This window comes from Vibrio sp. TAP-3B (genome assembly GCF_057784735.1).
This window is the reverse complement of the sequence record NZ_CM173495.1, coordinates 527097-542953: the sequence shown is the minus strand read 5'-3', so window position 1 is coordinate 542953 and position 15857 is coordinate 527097. Positions and strand designations below refer to the sequence as shown.

Annotated in this window: 11 protein-coding genes; 9 read left to right on the top strand and 2 right to left on the bottom strand. The window is 42.8% G+C overall.

Annotated features, from left to right (window positions below; genetic code table 11):
• Positions 1-216: 216 nt before the first annotated feature.
• Positions 217-1692 carry a 54K polar flagellar sheath protein A gene (locus AC3D28_RS02640; protein WP_488535442.1) on the bottom strand — a complete coding sequence of 492 codons (1476 nt, stop codon included), beginning with the start codon at positions 1690-1692 and terminating at the stop codon, positions 217-219.
• 448 nt (positions 1693-2140) lie between these two features.
• Between AC3D28_RS02640 and AC3D28_RS02635 the strand changes: the two genes are divergently transcribed.
• The 6 genes from AC3D28_RS02635 to AC3D28_RS02610 all read left to right on the top strand — a co-directional run bounded on the left by AC3D28_RS02635 (position 2141) and on the right by AC3D28_RS02610 (position 9759).
• Complete coding sequence (locus AC3D28_RS02635) at positions 2141-3688, top strand: DUF3360 family protein (protein ID WP_488535441.1); 1548 nt, start codon at positions 2141-2143, stop codon at positions 3686-3688.
• Between the two features lie 304 nt (positions 3689-3992).
• Positions 3993-6269: a formate C-acetyltransferase gene (gene pflB / locus AC3D28_RS02630; RefSeq protein WP_488535440.1), complete on the top strand. Its 2277-nt coding sequence runs from the start codon at positions 3993-3995 to the stop codon at positions 6267-6269.
• A 152-nt stretch (positions 6270-6421) separates the two neighbouring features.
• On the top strand, positions 6422-7399 hold the full coding sequence (locus AC3D28_RS02625; RefSeq protein WP_488535439.1) for a lipid A deacylase LpxR family protein: 978 nt from the start codon (positions 6422-6424) through the stop codon (positions 7397-7399).
• 198 nt (positions 7400-7597) lie between these two features.
• Positions 7598-8338, top strand: a complete 741-nt coding sequence (gene pflA, locus AC3D28_RS02620) for a pyruvate formate lyase 1-activating protein (RefSeq protein ID WP_488535438.1) — start codon at positions 7598-7600, stop codon at positions 8336-8338.
• A gap of 107 nt (positions 8339-8445) precedes the next feature.
• Positions 8446-9114, top strand: coding sequence for an energy-coupling factor ABC transporter permease (locus AC3D28_RS02615; protein WP_488535437.1), 669 nt, complete (start codon positions 8446-8448; stop codon positions 9112-9114).
• A 144-nt stretch (positions 9115-9258) separates the two neighbouring features.
• The gene (locus AC3D28_RS02610; protein ID WP_488535436.1) at positions 9259-9759 is read left to right on the top strand and encodes a YfbU family protein; all 501 of its coding nucleotides are present in this window, start codon (positions 9259-9261) and stop codon (positions 9757-9759) included.
• A 70-nt stretch (positions 9760-9829) separates the two neighbouring features.
• Here the strand turns inward: AC3D28_RS02610 and AC3D28_RS02605 are convergent, their stop codons facing one another.
• Entirely contained in the window at positions 9830-10585 is a 756-nt protein-coding gene (locus tag AC3D28_RS02605) for a MipA/OmpV family protein (RefSeq protein ID WP_488535435.1), read from the bottom strand.
• 413 nt (positions 10586-10998) lie between these two features.
• Between AC3D28_RS02605 and AC3D28_RS02600 the strand changes: the two genes are divergently transcribed.
• From AC3D28_RS02600 to AC3D28_RS02590, 3 genes are read left to right on the top strand one after another with little or no spacing between them, the layout of a single operon-like run.
• Positions 10999-12933 (top strand): PrkA family serine protein kinase, encoded by a 1935-nt coding sequence (locus tag AC3D28_RS02600; RefSeq protein WP_488535434.1) that lies wholly within the window; start codon positions 10999-11001, stop codon positions 12931-12933.
• Between the two features lie 48 nt (positions 12934-12981).
• The gene (locus tag AC3D28_RS02595) at positions 12982-14253 is read left to right on the top strand and encodes a YeaH/YhbH family protein (RefSeq protein ID WP_098416042.1); all 1272 of its coding nucleotides are present in this window, start codon (positions 12982-12984) and stop codon (positions 14251-14253) included.
• 11 nt (positions 14254-14264) lie between these two features.
• The gene (locus AC3D28_RS02590; protein ID WP_488535433.1) at positions 14265-15824 is read left to right on the top strand and encodes a SpoVR family protein; all 1560 of its coding nucleotides are present in this window, start codon (positions 14265-14267) and stop codon (positions 15822-15824) included.
• The last annotated feature ends 33 nt before the right edge of the window (positions 15825-15857 follow it).

Here is a 15857-nt window from a genome sequence, read left to right as displayed (position 1 = left end):
GTATTTCTATCACTGCTAAGGGACTCCGCCCTTTCTAATTCAGTTCAAATTAGCACCACCCCCTGAAAGTTGCAACAAATTATTAACCCGAAAACAATGAATAAAAATTCACAATAATTAACTTTAACCTCACTCAATGGTTATATACTTTCTCACCTGTGAATATTCACTACAAAAAAGCCCCTTTTAAAAGGGGCTTGATAAATTTAAAAAGTGTTAATTGAAACGAGTTACGACTAAAGAATTTGAATGACGCAAAACCACTTCGTTTTCTAAATCTTCTTTTTCTGAAGTAAGAATACCATCTAAATCTGCATCTAATTTAGGCTCCGACGCTGCGCCGTTAGAGAAGAAACTCATAAACATCTTAGAATCAATTTTGCTATCTTCACTCAACACAACTGCTGTACGATTAAAGTTGTCTGTTGACGAAACTTTCAAACCATTAATAGCAGATGTAGGAAAGTTGTAATAGTGCAGTTCTGGAACAACGACTGAATCGCTATCACTCTTAGTGAAAATGCGGTGTGTGACTTTATAGTCACCAGAAGCAGCAAAGTAAGCTACGCGAGTAAAGCCTTCTGTAGCCGAGGTTAAGCCCATACCTAAATCGATCACCGACTCTACGCTTCCTTGCATTGATACACTTGGTTTTGTATTTGGCAGGTTATCAATATTTAAGTAAGAGCTCGGATCAACATCAATATCCCATCCATCAGAGACCGTTTCGTTAAGTAGAGACTCCCAACCATTAGCTTGATTCTCAAAAAACGCCATGTAAACCCAAGTTTCTTTGTTCGTTGAGCTAGGACGATTATATTCAACGGTTGTGTTATCTAGTTCTAACGCATCATAGGCAAAGCCGTTAGTAACAAAACCAATGTGAAGCGAGTCGTAAATATAGTCAGACGAAGAATAAATTCTTGACGTATTATCAGCTCTTACTAAGGCGATCTCACCAGTACCCCACGAACCAATACCATACTGGTAAAGCGCTTTGTCGCTTGAACCAGATTCATACTGGAACAACGCCGTTGGCTCACCTTTAAGCCCTATTAGCTCATCTGTAGGCAACATATCAGAGTTAGGAGATGTGAAAATAGCGGTTTGCGAGACAAAGTTGTAATCTCCACCACCTGACTCAGCATTTCGATAATCTAAGTTCGTAAATTTTTTGCTTGTTAAGTTTCCGCCTGTAAAGCATTGATTCAAAGGGATACTGTTAAGAGCAAAAGTGGCATTACGCAGCTTTCTGTCTTGTAGAAACTCTTTTGAAAATGTGTTTACGCGAGCTTCCCTACCGTTAAACTCTATTGCTTGAAACGTTACAAAGCCGCCGTCAGGGATATCTTCAAGATAGAACTTAAAGTTATCAGTGGTTGGTTTAATGAAGTCTCCAGATCTTTTGCCATCAGCATCAGAGTAATAACCGATAACATAGTTAGTCACTTGCTCTTTTGACGCTGCGCTATAGGTTAAAACCATTTCATCACCGTTCAGCTCAGTTTTGTGGTCATACACCGAACAACCTTTCGCTGTTGCTTCACTTTCAATCATTGTTGCTGGTATAGCAAAATCAAAAGTAAATGCCGTTTTCGGCGCAGGGTTGCCTCCGCCACCTCCGCCACCTCCGCAACCAACGATTAACCCCGAGATGATAGCCACAAGTGGCATTACTTTACGTTGTTTCATGTCTTCTTCCTAAACTGAGCGGCAATGATTAACCCAAAATCGTCTTTGTTCAGTATTTAGCAAGAATAAAGCCAGCTTTATCGTCAATATTAATACTCCACTTAATGCTTATAAGATAACCAATGTTAAAACTTCTAATTTTATGCAACATGTGTAATTAATTTACACCAGAGATCACCGTCACATTCTCATGTTAGACACTTTATGTAGTTTTATTTCACATCTATTCTTAAAGTGATCTAAATCAATCACCAAAAATGACTATCTTGTTAGACTCCAGCCAAAAGATGAGGATTTTTTTGTGCCTCAACACAATAAGTTATTAGCTATGCTTAGGCACAATATCGACGTGCAACAAATCTAATAACAGCTAGCATAAGCGTGCCGCAGGATGCGGGCTAACACAATTGAATGAAGAATTCATAACTTTAAAATATATGAGGAATCTATGTCAGACGCAGTTAATAAAGCGCACTCTGATTCAGATATCGAGACCAAGAGCTACCGTGAGCTTCACCGTCCAGCATCTGAGTTCGCAAGCCGTTCAGACTACCTAGACCACGAACTACAAATTATGAAGCCGCGTCGTTTCGGCTTAAACTTGCCAGGTCGTGACTTCCGTTTTGAGCTTGAAGATCTTGTTCCTGCACTTGCTGGTACCATTGGCATTATCGCCATGTACTCAGCAGTAATGATGTCTTGGGCTGAGGGCCTTACCGCCTCATGGGATCATATCAATCTAGGTAAAGACTTCGCTATCGAAGTTGCACGTGTGGAAATGCTAATCCCGGCACTTCTTTTTTGTATCATCTCTTCGGGTTTCCTAAACCCACGTGCAAACCTTGCTGGTAACCACGGCCCAATGATTCCTTTGATAGGCACCATCGCATTGGCGGGCGCTCATCCCCTTGCTCTAGCAATTCTTATCGGGGTGTTTGGTCTAATCTTAAGTTTCTTAAAAGGCGGGTCGAAGCTTGTTAACCTCACGTCCGAAGGGACGGCAGGTGGCTTACTTATTTTCCTTGGCCTGACAGGTACCATGAGCCAAATTACTTCAATCCAAGATTGGGCTGTTGGGCTTCAATCTTCAACGGTTGAAGCGGGTAGCATGGGGTACGTGGGTCTGATTGTACTTGGCATCACTGTTGCGATTTACGCATACCTTGCAAAGGTAAACAAGCGTTGGTTAGCCATTCCCGTTTGTGCATTCACAGGCCTAGCAATCGCTTTAGTTCTTGGCGCAGGTTTTGACATTAAATTCGAAACAGAAATGGGTATACCAAATCTAAACCCTGTTTACTGGTGGGGCAGCACAGAAGAAGGTTGGATGCTTGGTCTACCAAACGTAGAACATTTCATCGCCTCTCTACCCTTTGCGATTCTAGCAGTAGCAATGTGGTCACCTGATTTCCTAGGCCACCGCATTTTCCAAGAACTGAACTACCCTAAGAAGACTGAAAAAGTGCTCATGGATGTTGATGACACGATGAGTATGTGTTCTGTTCGTCAGATGGTAGGTACGGCTGTCGGTGGCGGTAACATCACTTCCTCTTGGGGTACTTACATGATCCCTGCGGCCATTGCCAAGCGCCCTATTCCTGCTGGTGCGATTCTACTTGGTTCGTTCTGTATTGTCGTTGCGATTCTGGGCTTCCCTATGGATGTTGCGGTATGGCCTCCAGTCATGCGTGTTGCACTTCTTGTTGGTGTCTCTCTACCTCTACTAGAAGCAGGGATGCAAATGGTTCGTGACACCAAAGACTCACAAGCAGCTGGTATTTGTATCTTCGCTTCTATCATGACCAACCCTGTACTGGCTTGGGCACTAACGATGTTCTTAGACAACAATGGCCTAATCGGTGACAAAGAACGCGCTTCACGCCTTTCTTTTGCTGACAAGATTATTATCCCTATCTGTGTGTTTGCCATTTGTTTGGTCGCTATGCTTGCAGTTGGTATGCTTGAAGGCCAATATGGTATTCAGTCTTGGTTGTAATGCCAATCGCTCAAAAAATGTGTGGGTAGCGCTAGTCGCTACCCTCTTTTTATCGAGATTGTTGAGGATTTATTGATTTAGTTTAAGGTTTACAAAAAAATTTTAGTTTAACCTCTAACTGTTGCTTAAAAAGAGAGACATTTTAAATAGTGACAATATTTATAGTTTTATGATCCGGTTATTTAAATTTAAGACTATAAATATTGTTATTCATAAGAGTGTACTGTTCCCCTCTTCAATTGGGGATAGCTGGCTCAACGGCGAAGCAGTACGTATTTTTTTCTACTAAAAAGGTAGGTATGTCATGGCAGAGCAATTTGCTAAAGCTTGGGAAGGTTTTGCTGCAGGCGACTGGCAAAACGAAGTAAACGTTCGTGATTTCATTCAGAAGAACTACACTCCGTACGAAGGCGACGAATCTTTCCTAGTTTCTGAAGGTACTGAAGCGACTAACAAGCTTTGGGCTAAGGTAATGGAAGGTATCAAACAAGAGAACGCGACTCACGCTCCTGTTGATTTCGATACTTCAATTATCTCTACCGTCACTGCTCACGATGCAGGCTACATCGAAAAAGATCTCGAAACGATCGTAGGTCTTCAAACTGACGCTCCTCTAAAACGTGCGATCATCCCTAATGGTGGTATCCGCATGGTTGAAAGCTCATGCAAAGCCTACAACCGCGAGCTTGACCCACTAGTTAAGAAAATCTACACAGAGTACCGTAAAACACACAACCAAGGCGTTTTCGACATTTACACTCCAGAGATCATGAAGTGTCGTAAGTCTGGCGTATTGACTGGTCTTCCTGATGCTTACGGCCGTGGTCGTATCATTGGTGATTATCGTCGTATTGCTTTATACGGTATTGATTTCTTAATGAAGGACAAATTTGCTCAATTCTCATCTCTACAAGAGCGCTTTGAGAATGGCGAAGATCTACACATGACGATGCAACTTCGCGAAGAAATCGCAGAGCAACATCGCGCTTTAGGTCAAATCAAAGAGATGGCAGCGAAATACGGTTTCGACATTTCTCGTCCGGCAGAAACATCGCAAGAAGCCATTCAATGGACTTACTTCGGTTACCTAGCAGCGGTTAAGTCTCAAAACGGTGCAGCAATGTCTCTAGGCCGTACTTCTACGTTCCTAGACGTGTTCATCGAGCGCGACATCGCTGCTGGCCGCATCAACGAAGAACAAGCTCAAGAAATGATCGACCATTTCGTCATGAAGCTACGTATGGTTCGTTTCCTACGTACTCCTGAGTACGATGACCTGTTCTCTGGCGACCCAATCTGGGCAACAGAATCTATGGGTGGTATGGGTCTTGATGGTCGTACGCTAGTGACTCGTACAAACTTCCGTTTCCTAAACTCGCTATACACCATGGGTCCTTCTCCAGAGCCAAACATCACTGTGTTGTGGTCTGAGAAACTACCTGAAGGCTTCAAGAAGTTCTGTGCGAAAGTATCAATCGATACCTCTTCAATCCAGTACGAAAATGATGACCTAATGCGTCCAGATATGGAGTCAGATGACTACGCTATCGCATGTTGTGTATCTCCAATGGTTGTTGGTAAGCAAATGCAGTTCTTCGGCGCTCGTGCTAACCTTGCGAAAACCATGCTTTACACCATCAACGGTGGTGTGGATGAGAAGCTAAAAATCCAAGTGGGTCCAAACATGCCTAAGATCGAAGGCGATGTTTTGAACTACGATGAACTTTGGGACAAAATGGACCACTTCATGGATTGGCTAGCGAAGCAATACGTGACTGCGCTAAATAGCATCCACTTCATGCACGACAAGTACAGCTACGAAGCTGCGCTAATGGCTCTACATGACCGTGATGTTAAGCGTACTATGGCTTGTGGTATCGCAGGTCTATCTGTTGCGGCTGACTCTCTGTCTGCAATCAAATACGCAAAAGTTAAGCCTATCCGTGACGAAGACGGTCTAGCGATCGATTTCGAAATCGAAGGTGATTACCCTAAATTCGGTAACAACGACCCACGCGTTGATGACATCGCATGTGAACTTGTTTCTGTATTCATGGGCAAAATCCGTAAGCTTAAGACTTACCGTGATGCAATCCCTACTCAGTCAATTCTTACTATCACTTCAAACGTGGTATACGGTAAGAAAACGGGTAACACTCCGGACGGTCGTCGTGCTGGCGCTCCATTTGCTCCAGGTGCAAACCCAATGCACGGTCGTGATGAGAAAGGCGCTGTTGCATCACTAACTTCAGTTGCAAAACTGCCGTTTGCTGACGCACAAGATGGTATCTCTTACACTTTCTCTATCGTGCCAAATGCACTAGGTAAAGATGAAAATTCACAGCGCGCTAACCTTGCTGGTTTAATGGATGGTTACTTCCACCACGAGTCTGGAATTGAAGGCGGTCAACACCTAAACGTGAACGTTCTTAACCGAGAAACTCTAGAAGACGCGGTTAAACACCCTGAGAAATACCCTCAGCTAACAATTCGTGTCTCAGGTTACGCTGTTCGCTTTAACTCTTTAACTACAGAGCAACAAGCTGACGTAATCGCACGTACATTCACTGAGTCTCTATAAGACCATAGCGATGTAACGTTTTAGTGATATAAAAGGGCTGATGCGATGAAGCATCAGCCCTTTTTTTATTTCTTGAACGAAAGTTGTGATATTACGAAAGATTTTGCCCACATTCTTACGTATGATGCGAAAAAAATTAGTAAATAAAGTATATGAAACTCAGTAAATTAATTGTTCTTACTCTTCTTTCACCGGTTGCGATGGCATCCACTAAGTCTACGCTTTCTTTCACTCTCGACAATGACGGTATTTTTGGTGTTGACCAAGATTACACCAATGGCATTTTCCTCTCCTACGCAACGGGCCAACTCAAAAAAGAAAACGAGTGGAAATGGTTGAGTTTAAATAACCCAGAACAATCAAATATCGATAAAATAGAATTGGTTCTTGGCCATAAAATGTGGACACCGAGTGATATCGAAGCTGACTATCCTCTTGCAAATGACCGCCCATACGCTGGTTACTTGCATACCGAAATCAACTATCTTTCTATTGCTAATGATAAAACCGTTCGCTATAACTTGACGGTTGGGGCGACTGGCGAAAGCTCACTATCAGAAAAAGCGCAACAAATTGTTCACGGCATTACTGGCTCAACCGACCCGCAGGGTTGGGATTACCAAATCGATGATGAAATAGCGTTTAGTGTTGGCTACCGAGCTTTCAATAAACTGATGCGCAGCGATAGCCAAAGCACGCAGTGGGAGATTACCAATGTTAATGACATTAACGTGGGTAATTTCCGCAGTAACATCTCTCAAGGAGTGATGTTTCGTTGGGGAACACACTTAGCCAACAGCATCGGCGCGGCGAATATTAGTGCAGAAAGTCCTTTTTCTGCCAGCATGTTGGCAAAAAACACATCGAGCTGGTTTTTATATACCGGGTTTGAGGGACGATATAGTTTTAACGATATGACCATCGAGGGCGATCGTTCTGGAATTCCTGAACCATCAACGCCATACGACGTGACACTGCAAAACTGGCAAGCCAGTGCCGTTGCGGGTGCAACTTGGTATAACCAAAACTATGGCGCGAGCTTGGCATTCACCGTCAAAACGTCAGACTATGAAGAGTCTCAAACTGACGTGTATGGCACGGGATCGTTCTCTGTTTTCGCCTTTTTCTAAGCGCTAAGCTATCCACTTTATTAATATCAACCTTCAATAGACAATCAAGTTATGGCTACTTTAATAAATAAGCGTGCCCTATTCCTAAATAACTTTATGATGCAAGGTTCAATTCACCCTAACAGCCTACAAAGCTGTTTTAACCCTGCTTTTTGTAATAAAATAACAGCCAGAATTCATTAGTAATGAGAGCACAAGATGTCAACAGCTGGTCGTATTCACTCATTTGAGTCATGTGGTACCGTAGACGGACCTGGCATTCGTTTCATCGTTTTCTTGCAAGGTTGTTTGATGCGCTGCAAGTATTGCCATAATCGCGATACTTGGGACACGCATGATGGCAAAGAAGTGACGGTTGAAGAAATCATTTCCGAAGCGAAAAGTTACCGCCACTTCATGAATGCATCCGGGGGTGGCGTTACTTGTTCTGGCGGTGAAGCAATGCTTCAACCTGAGTTTGTACGTGACTTTTTCCGTGCAGCTCAAGCTGAGGGCATCCACACTTGTCTGGATACCAATGGCTATGTTCGTAAACACACTGATATCATCGACGAAGTGTTAGACGCGACCGATTTGGTGATGCTTGATATCAAACATATGAAAGATGAAGTTCACCAAGATCTTATCGGCGTGTCTAATAGACGCACATTGGACTTTGCTCGTTACTTACAGAAAATTGGGAAGAAAACTTGGGTTCGTTATGTTGTCGTACCGGGCTATACGGACGATCCAGAGGCCGCTCACATGCTTGGTGAATTCATCAAAGACATGGATAATGTCGAGAAAGTGGAGTTACTTCCATACCACAAACTGGGAGCCCATAAGTGGGAAGCGCTGGGCTTAGAATACCCATTAGAAGGGGTAAACCCTCCTTCAAAGGAAACCATGGATAATATCCAGTCGATTCTTGCTCAGTACAATGATAACGTAAAATACTAAACCGACTTCAAACCGAAACTCTTTAAAATACCAGCATAATGCTGGTATTTTTATACTAAAAATATAGGTGAAGGCGATTACACAAAGTTCGCAGCAAAGGAAGAAACATGGATTGGTTTAATTTAGGTTCGCTGGTCGTCATCTTTTGGGTAGTACTCGCCCACTGTCTAACCGATTGGAAAAAAGTAGTTTGGCCCAAGCTTGAAAAAGAAAAAATATTTCAACACCTTGTGTTAGCAACATTATTTTTTCTTACTATCCTGTGGTCTGCACAAGCAGGGGTAAAAGAAGGGCTGCAAATTCACTTTCTCGCCTTAACGACTGTAACCATGATGTACGGTTGGCGCATGGCTTTTCTCCTCAGTATACCAGCGATGTTAGCTCATCATTGGTTGCATGATATTTCATTGCTATTATTACCCACCTCTTTAGTGCTTTCTGCCCTAATCCCCATATTAATCAGTCACTTAGTATTTATTTTAAGCTATCACTACTTACCGCGAAATCTCTTTGTTTTCATTTTCGTTGCGGGTTTTTTCAACGGCGCAATAACGGGTAGTTTACATCTCCTGATTAATTCATTTTACCATCTGTCTGTTGGTCATTATGATTGGGAAGTTATTCAGCATAATTACTTTATTTTTGTGCCTCTGCTCGCCTTTCCAGAAGGTTTACTCAATGGTATGTCGCTTGCCGTACTGACGGTTTTCAAACCCGAATGGCTCAGAGTTTTCTCCGATAAAGACTACATATACAACCACTATCACAAAAAGTAGCTCTTCGCCTTACACACCTTGGCTGGAATCAATCATTCTTGTCATTTTTTCATATTAAATATGTATTGAGATCATGTTTCACTCATGTCTTAAGCGTTAATCTAAGCACATTAAAAATATATTAGATTATTTAGTGAGGTCACCATGGAAATGTCAAACGCTCAACGTCTGATTCTATCAAACCAATACAACCTAATGTCTCAGCTTGATCCAAATAATGCGGCGAAATACAAACGTCTGCAAACGATCGTAGAACGCGGTTATGAATTGCATATGCTTGAATTAAATAAAGATTTTGGATGCCTTTCAGAAGCTGAGTGCCGCGAGATCATCGACATTATGGAGATGTACCATGCAATGCAAGAATCTCACAATATGCTAGACACAGAAGAGTGCAGCAATGTGGATCAACGCCGATTACAGTTCCTAGGATTTGATATAGCAACCGAAGTACAGCAAGTGCACTACGTTCGCTTCCTGATCGATTCTGAGGGGCTTTACCCACAATTTGATAAAGCAGACCACCACTTCAATAGCCAAATGCCGATGCTGGATAAATACCGCCGTATGTTGCAAACATGGCGTAACTGCCCTCGCCAATACCACCTATGTGAAAACGAATTGGCACAAATTTTTAGTGCATAAATCAAAGCTTCAGTAGTAAAAGTAATAAAAAACCAAGTGAGAAGGCTCATTTGGTTTTTTATTTTACCAATTAAAACACGTAAGAGACCCCTAGGGTGCCCGTGGTTGCGATACCTCGCTCTAATATTGGACTGTCCGCTAAGTCACCATCTAAGTTAAGATAGCGAATACTGCCCGTTAACCGGACCTTTCGCGTTAAATGCAAATATGCCGAAGCACCTATAAAATAGTGGCCATCCCAGTCTGCGTCGAACGCTTTGATACTACTTCTCTGTTCTTCCGCTTTCGACACACCATAGAGGTGATCATTAAGCTTCTCTGAGTTGTACGCATAACCTATCGAGGGAGTGACTCCCCAGCCTCGAAAATGCAACGGTAAACGCCATGCTAATTCTGCGTACAAGCCATTGTGTTGGTCTCCCACATCAGTACCTGCTGATGCCTCCAAAGTACCAGCCTTAGTGTTAACCTGATAACTCACACCAGCAAGAATGGATGCTTTTCGTTCGTCTAATAGTCGAATCTTCGCATTATCAGAATCTTCTGGCTTGAGAGTGCGAGGGTCGTAAGCAAGTCGAAAAATGACATTCCTTTCAGAACCCACAGGCAAAAGACGATAGCCTGCACTAAACCCCCGAAAAAAAAGATGCTCACCTTCATATCCGATTAATGGAATCACCGTTGTATTATAATCAGTATCTTTATAAACAGCAGGAGAGTAAGCCACGGCCCCTCCGATCGACCACGATGAACCCGCTGCTTGCGAATAACTTGAAAAAAACAGAGCGGAACTGATAGTCAGAAACAACATTTTACGATGTTGCATATTAGCCTTATCACTTTATTGCAAATCAATCCACCAATCATAAGGACTTAATCAGTTTAATACAATGTTCAAAACAAACCTTGACAGAATAAATAACTAATCAGTCTTCATCGTCATCCCCGTGAATTAATGGGATATAACATTTAAAAATATCATTATGCTGCGGTCAAAAAAGCGTATGCGAACATACCATCAATACTTATTAAACCTCGCTTTAGTTGGTCCGATTTAGCACATTTTCATGATCTTATTTTTTAATATGACGAGCACTCTTCCCATCAAAAATATCGTTGTTGATACCGTAGTAAATGGAAATAAGCACATAATCCTAAAGCAAAATCGACAATTGCCATCTACGCTTAACTTGTTAGGAATTTGTTTTTAAAGCGGTGGTAATCGAAAGGGGAATTGCTATGAGTATTTTTGATCACTATCAATCAAGATATGAAGCTGCAAAAGATGAAGAGATGTCGTTACAGGAGTTTCTCGCTCTATGTAAGGATGACAAAAGTGCTTATGCGAATGCAGCAGAGCGCCTACTGATGGCAATTGGCGAACCAGAGATAATTGATACGGCGAAAGATCCAAGACTAAGCCGCATTTTTTCGAATCGTGTTATCTCTCGTTATAAGACCTTTAAAGACTTCTATGGAATGGAAGACGCAATAGAACAGATTGTTTCTTACCTAAAACATGCGGCTCAAGGGTTAGAAGAACGTAAACAAATTCTCTACCTGCTCGGCCCTGTGGGCGGTGGTAAATCATCGCTTGCTGAAAAGCTCAAAGCACTAATGGAACTAATGCCAATCTACGTACTAAGTGTTAACGGAGAACGTAGTCCCGTGAACGACCACCCTTTCTGTTTGTTTAAAGCCACTGAAGACGGCGAAATCTTGAAAAAAGAATACGGTATAGAACAGCGTTACCTGAGATCAATAATGTCGCCATGGGCGGCAAAAAGATTGCATGAGTTTGGTGGGGATATCACCCAGTTTAAAGTAGTCAAAGTCCGCCCTTCTATCCTCGATCAAATCGGGGTCGCTAAAACTGAACCAGGTGATGAAAACAACCAAGATATTTCATCATTGGTGGGTAAAGTTGATATTCGTAAACTCGAACATTACTCACAAGATGACCCAGATGCTTACAGTTACTCTGGTGCACTCTGTAAAGCTAACCAAGGTTTGATGGAGTTCGTAGAAATGTTCAAGGCGCCAATTAAGGTGCTACACCCACTTTTAACCGCCACCCAAGAAGGCAACTTTAACGGTACAGAAGGCCTTTCTGCAATTCCATTCGATGGCATGATTCTAGCCCACTCAAACGAGTCAGAATGGCAAACATTCCGCAATAACAGAAATAACGAGGCCTTCCTCGACCGTGTTTATATTGTCAAAGTGCCATACTGTCTACGCGTGTCAGAAGAAGTGAAAATTTATGAGAAACTGCTTGAATACAGCGAATTGTCTACCGCGCCTTGCTCACCAAGCACGCTCGAAACGTTGGCACAGTTTAGTATTCTTTCTCGTTTGAAAGAACCTGAAAACTCATCCATTTTCTCTAAAATGCGCGTCTATGATGGCGAAACGCTGAAAGATACAGACCCGAAGGCGAAAAGCTATCAAGAGTATCGTGATTATGCGGGTGTCGATGAAGGCATGAATGGCCTCTCAACACGTTTCGCATTTAAGATTTTGTCACGCGTATTTAACTTCGACCAAACCGAGGTGGCAGCCAACCCTGTGCACCTATTCTATGTGATAGAACAACAGGTTGAACGCGAACAGTTCCCGACAGAAACCGCTGAAAAATATCTCGAATTTTTGAAAGGTTACCTTGTCCCTCGCTACGTCGAATTTATTGGTAAAGAGATCCAGACCGCCTATCTCGAGTCTTACTCTGAATACGGCCAAAATATCTTTGACCGCTACGTAACATACGCAGACTTCTGGATTCAAGACCAAGAATATCGCGATCCAGAAACTGGGCAGCTGTTTGACCGATCTTCACTCAATGCAGAGCTAGAGAAGATCGAAAAAACGGCGGGTATTTCTAACCCGAAAGATTTCCGAAACGAAATCGTTAACTTTGTGCTTCGTGCGAAAGCGAATAACAATGGTCTAAACCCAGTTTGGACCAGCTACGAAAAACTGCGCACAGTAATCGAGAAGAAAATGTTCTCTAACACTGAAGAGCTGCTTCCGGTTATTTCATTTAATGCGAAAACCTCTTCTGAAGATCAGAAGAAACACGACGACTTTGTCGCTCGCATGATGGAAAAAGGATATACCGAGAAACAGGTACGTCTACTTTCTGAGTGGTACCTACGAGTACGTAAGTCATCCTAATCAAGTGGTTGCGTTAGGTCGCTTGTGAAACATGAAGAGGGCTATTCCATGGCGCAATTTATAGACCGAAGGCTCAATGGAAAAAACAAGAGCGCTGTAAATCGACAGCGCTTCTTGAAACGCCATAAAGAGCAAATTAAAGAGTCGGTAGCAGACGCAGTGAATCGACGCTCGATTACGAATACAGAAACGGGCGAAGATGTATCTATACCACACAAAGACATCAATGAGCCGACCTTTCATCAGGGCAAAGGAGGGGTACGCGAACGAGTACATCCGGGCAATGACCAATTCATTACTGGTGATAAAATCGAGCGCCCTAAAGGTGGAGGGCAAGGGAGCGGATCGGGCGAAGGAAATGCCAGTCCAGACGGAGAAGGTCAGGATGAATTTGTATTCCAAATATCGAAAGATGAATACCTAGATATTTTGTTCGAAGATCTCGAACTGCCGAATCTAGAGAAGAATCAAATCACAAAAATTACTGAATGGAAAACGCATCGCGCAGGTTTCCAAACTGCTGGTATGCCTTCTAACATCGCCATTGTCCGTTCACTTCAACAGTCACTTGCTCGGCGAACTGCAATGACAGCAGGCAAGAAACGCCTCCTTAAAGAGCTAGAAGACGAACTTGCTCGTATCAAAAACATTGAACCAGCTCAACAGTTTGAAGAGAACCGCTTGAAAACGGAGATTGAAGAACTACGTAAAAAAATCGAAAGTGTACCGTTTATTGATACCTTCGATTTGCGCTTTAAAAACTACGAGAAACGTCCGGTTCCATCAAGCCAAGCGGTTATGTTTTGTTTGATGGACGTATCTGGTTCTATGGATCAAGCCACGAAAGACATCGCAAAACGTTTTTACGTTCTGTTGTACCTGTTCTTAACTCGTACGTACGAGAATGTCGACGTCGTCTTTATTCGCCACCACACTCAAGCGAAAGAAGTGGACGAACACGAGTTCTTTTACTCGCAAGAAACTGGAGGCACTATCGTATCCAGTGCATTGAAGCTCATGGATGAGATCGTGAAAGAACGCTACCCAGTTGATCAATGGAATATTTATGCTGCGCAAGCATCCGATGGTGACAACTGGGCGGATGACTCACCGAGATGTCGTGATTTGCTTGTAAACAGGCTCCTGCCCAATTGTCAGTACTATTCATATATTGAGATCACCCGCCGCTCTCACCAAACCTTGTGGCATGAATACGAAAAACTCACTGATGAGTTCCCAAACTTTGCCATTAAAAACATTCGCTCTGTGGAAGATATCTTCCCAGTCTTCCGTGAACTATTCAAAAAAGAAACGGCGTAAGGAGGCTAGCGATGAATACTGCAACGAAAAACTTCTCTGGAGAGACGCCAAAAAAGCGTAATAGTAAGATACTACCAGATGGCCCTGATTGGACTTTCGAACTACTTGAGCGCTACCACAAAGAAATTAAACGTGTCGCGAAACATTACCGTCTCGACACTTACCCTAACCAAATTGAAGTCATCACTTCAGAGCAGATGATGGATGCATACTCAAGTATCGGTATGCCCATCAATTACAATCACTGGTCATTTGGGAAAAAGTTCATCCAGACGGAACAAAACTATAAACACGGCCAAATGGGCTTGGCGTACGAAATCGTCATTAACTCCAACCCATGTATTGCTTACTTAATGGAAGAGAATACCGTAACGATGCAAGCGCTCGTGATTGCACACGCTTCTTACGGGCATAACTCTTTCTTCAAAGGCAATTATTTATTCCAAACATGGACGGATGCGGGTTCAATAATCGATTACTTATTATTCGCTAAAAAGTACCTTGCAGAGTGCGAAGAACGATATGGCGCTCAAGAAGTAGAGCGATTACTCGATTCCTGCCACGCATTAATGAACTTCGGTGTGGACCGTTATAAACGACCAGAGAAAATTTCCATTACTGAAGAAAAAGCCCGACAAGAAGAGAGAGAGGCTTATCTCCAGTCTCAAGTTAATGATTTGTGGCGAACAGTCCCGAGGGCGAAGACCAAAGAAGAAGACATAAAAGAACGTTTTCCAAGTGAACCTCAAGAAAATTTACTCTACTTTTTTGAGAAACATGCACCACTTCTCGAATCGTGGCAGCGCGAAGTTGTACGTATTGTGCGGAAAATCAGTCAATACTTTTACCCTCAAAAACAAACTCAGGTAATGAATGAAGGGTGGGCCACATTCTGGCACTACACCATCCTAAACCACCTTTACGATGAAGGCCTTGTGTCCGAAAAATTCATCCTTGAGTTCTTACATAGCCACACTAGTGTGGTCGCCCAACCTCCATATAATAGTCCTTACTTTAGTGGGATTAACCCTTATGCGCTCGGGTTTGCGATGTTCCGAGATATAAAACGAATTTGCGAAGAACCAACTGATGAAGATAAGGAATGGTTCCCTGATTTAGCAGGAACAGATTGGCTGGACGCCGTGCACTTCGCAATGCACAACTTTAAAGATGAGAGTTTTATTAGCCAGTATCTGTCCCCCAAACTCATGCGTGACTTCAAGTTGTTTGCTATCAATGACGACGACCATAAAAACTTTATCGAAGTGGCGGCTATCCACGATGAAATGGGCTATCAACGCATTCGCGAAACTCTGGCAGCTCAGTACAATTTAGCGAACCTTGAGCCGAATATTCAGGTGTTTAATGTCGATGTCCGCGGTGACCGCTCACTCACTCTACAATACGTGCCGCACAATCGCATTCCGTTAGATGAAAGTCACGAGGAGGTATTGAAGCACGTGTACCGATTGTGGGGTTTCGACGTGGTTTTACAGGAAGTTAAAGACACTGGTCATCGAGAAACGCTGGCAACTTGCCCTAAACGTAACCAATATGACACGAACATCTAGAACTTGTGGACTTGTTAAGGTTAAATTTCATTC

Bases quoted from the DNA above. Each gene is read 5' to 3' on its own strand.
- pflA (WP_488535438.1), top strand. From the start codon at position 7,598: ATGTCAACAGCTGGTCGTATTCACTCATTTGAGTCATGTGGTACCGTA.
- AC3D28_RS02610 (WP_488535436.1), top strand. From the start codon at position 9,259: ATGGAAATGTCAAACGCTCAACGTCTGATTCTATCAAACCAATACAAC.
- AC3D28_RS02635 (WP_488535441.1), top strand. From the start codon at position 2,141: ATGTCAGACGCAGTTAATAAAGCGCACTCTGATTCAGATATCGAGACC.
- pflB (WP_488535440.1), top strand. From the start codon at position 3,993: ATGGCAGAGCAATTTGCTAAAGCTTGGGAAGGTTTTGCTGCAGGCGAC.
- AC3D28_RS02605 (WP_488535435.1), bottom strand. From the start codon at position 10,585: ATGCAACATCGTAAAATGTTGTTTCTGACTATCAGTTCCGCTCTGTTT.
- AC3D28_RS02595 (WP_098416042.1), top strand. From the start codon at position 12,982: ATGGCGCAATTTATAGACCGAAGGCTCAATGGAAAAAACAAGAGCGCT.
- AC3D28_RS02600 (WP_488535434.1), top strand. From the start codon at position 10,999: ATGAGTATTTTTGATCACTATCAATCAAGATATGAAGCTGCAAAAGAT.
- AC3D28_RS02590 (WP_488535433.1), top strand. From the start codon at position 14,265: ATGAATACTGCAACGAAAAACTTCTCTGGAGAGACGCCAAAAAAGCGT.
- AC3D28_RS02640 (WP_488535442.1), bottom strand. From the start codon at position 1,692: ATGAAACAACGTAAAGTAATGCCACTTGTGGCTATCATCTCGGGGTTA.
- AC3D28_RS02615 (WP_488535437.1), top strand. From the start codon at position 8,446: ATGGATTGGTTTAATTTAGGTTCGCTGGTCGTCATCTTTTGGGTAGTA.
- AC3D28_RS02625 (WP_488535439.1), top strand. From the start codon at position 6,422: ATGAAACTCAGTAAATTAATTGTTCTTACTCTTCTTTCACCGGTTGCG.